This window comes from Bradyrhizobium sp. 141 (assembly GCF_023074055.1).
Classification (GTDB): Bacteria; Pseudomonadota; Alphaproteobacteria; order Rhizobiales; family Xanthobacteraceae; genus Bradyrhizobium.
Genome location: NZ_JADPKR010000095.1, coordinates 1 through 1,394 on the forward strand (window position 1 = coordinate 1; position 1,394 = coordinate 1,394).

The window sequence follows — 1,394 nt, forward strand, 5'->3', positions numbered from 1 at the left end:
CTTTGCCCACCCTTGTATTAGGGCGATCGATTATATTGAGCCGTTCCGTGAGGAATGGCCCAGCCCGGGTGGCCGCCCGAGCTGGGTCGCCGTTCGATCGGATCGGTGCCCACCGAAGCCTTGAGGGCTGTCAGACGTAGCAAGATCGCGATCGGCACTTCATCGGGACCCGAATGGTTGAACGAACTTTAGGTTCGCATAACAAGGGAGGGATCGACGAAGATGGCCAAGCATACCACGATCTGTGCCGGGATCGATACCGGCAAGCGGAAGCTCGATGTGGCGATCGATGGCAGCGGCGAGCAGTTGCAGGTGGAGAACACGGCAGAAGGCCATGAGGCTTTGCTGACGTGGCTGCGACAGCATCGCGTCAAGCGCATCGGCATCGAGGCGAGCGGCGGTTACGAACAGCCTGTCGTCGCCGAACTGCGACGCAAGGGGTTTGTGGTTGTGGTGTTTCAGCCGGCTCAGGTCCGAGCCTATGCCAAATTCCATTTACAGCGGGCCAAGAACGACAAGATCGATGCCGCTATCATCGCCGCCTGCACCGCAGCGGTGCGGAAGATCCATGCCGCTCCCGATCCTCGGTTGCTGCCGTTCGCCGAGCAACTGACAATGATCGATCAGATCGGCGAGGATATCGCGCGCCTCAAGAACAGGATCGAGAGCTGCCGGAATGAGACGATTAATAAGCTCTGGCAAGAGGATATCGCTCGCCTGGGGCAACGTGAGAGGGCCGCACTCAAGGCTCTGGTCGCCGCAATCCGCAAGCATCCCGACCTTGCCAAGAGGCTTGCGCTGATCAGCAGCGTCGACGGCATCGGGCTGCCGACCGCCGTCGCCATCCTGGTGCGTCTGCCTGAGATCGGCCAGATCACGCGGGAGCAAGCGGTCGCTCTCGCCGGCCTTGCGCCCTATGACGACGATAGCGGCGACCGGTCAGGCGTTCGGCATATCGAGGGCGGGCGAAAGCGGCTGCGTCGCGCACTCTATACGGCTTCACTGGCGGCATCGTTTCGATGGAATCCGCAGCTCATCCAGCTCTACCAACGACTGACCGCAGCCGGAAAGGAACACAAGCCAGCGCTCGTTGCCTGTGCCAGAAAGATGCTCATCTTCGCTAACACAGTGGTGGCCCGCGGCACGCCATGGTGCGGCGAGCCGCCGGCAGGATCACTCCCTGCTTCTTAGTTCGACCGGGACGCGCTTCTTCGTCCCGACCTGCGGCTCCTCCTGGCGCCGCGCGCAGCGTCCGTCAAGGATGGCCGTCGCTCGCCCCAACCTCACCCGATCTGCCGCCAGGCCACGCCTTGACGGACGCGAGCACGGCGTCATCATGGCAGGCGCAGGCGATCCGTCGGCTCAAAACACCGCCGCCATTTAATGGTTGCTAC

General features: G+C 62.4%; 1 protein-coding gene. It reads left to right on the forward strand.

Annotated features, from left to right (window positions below; genetic code table 11):
• Positions 1-222: 222 nt before the first annotated feature.
• The gene (locus IVA81_RS29145; RefSeq protein ID WP_247324368.1) at positions 223-1,191 is read left to right on the forward strand and encodes an IS110 family transposase; all 969 of its coding nucleotides are present in this window, start codon (positions 223-225) and stop codon (positions 1,189-1,191) included.
• Positions 1,192-1,394 lie beyond the last annotated feature (203 nt).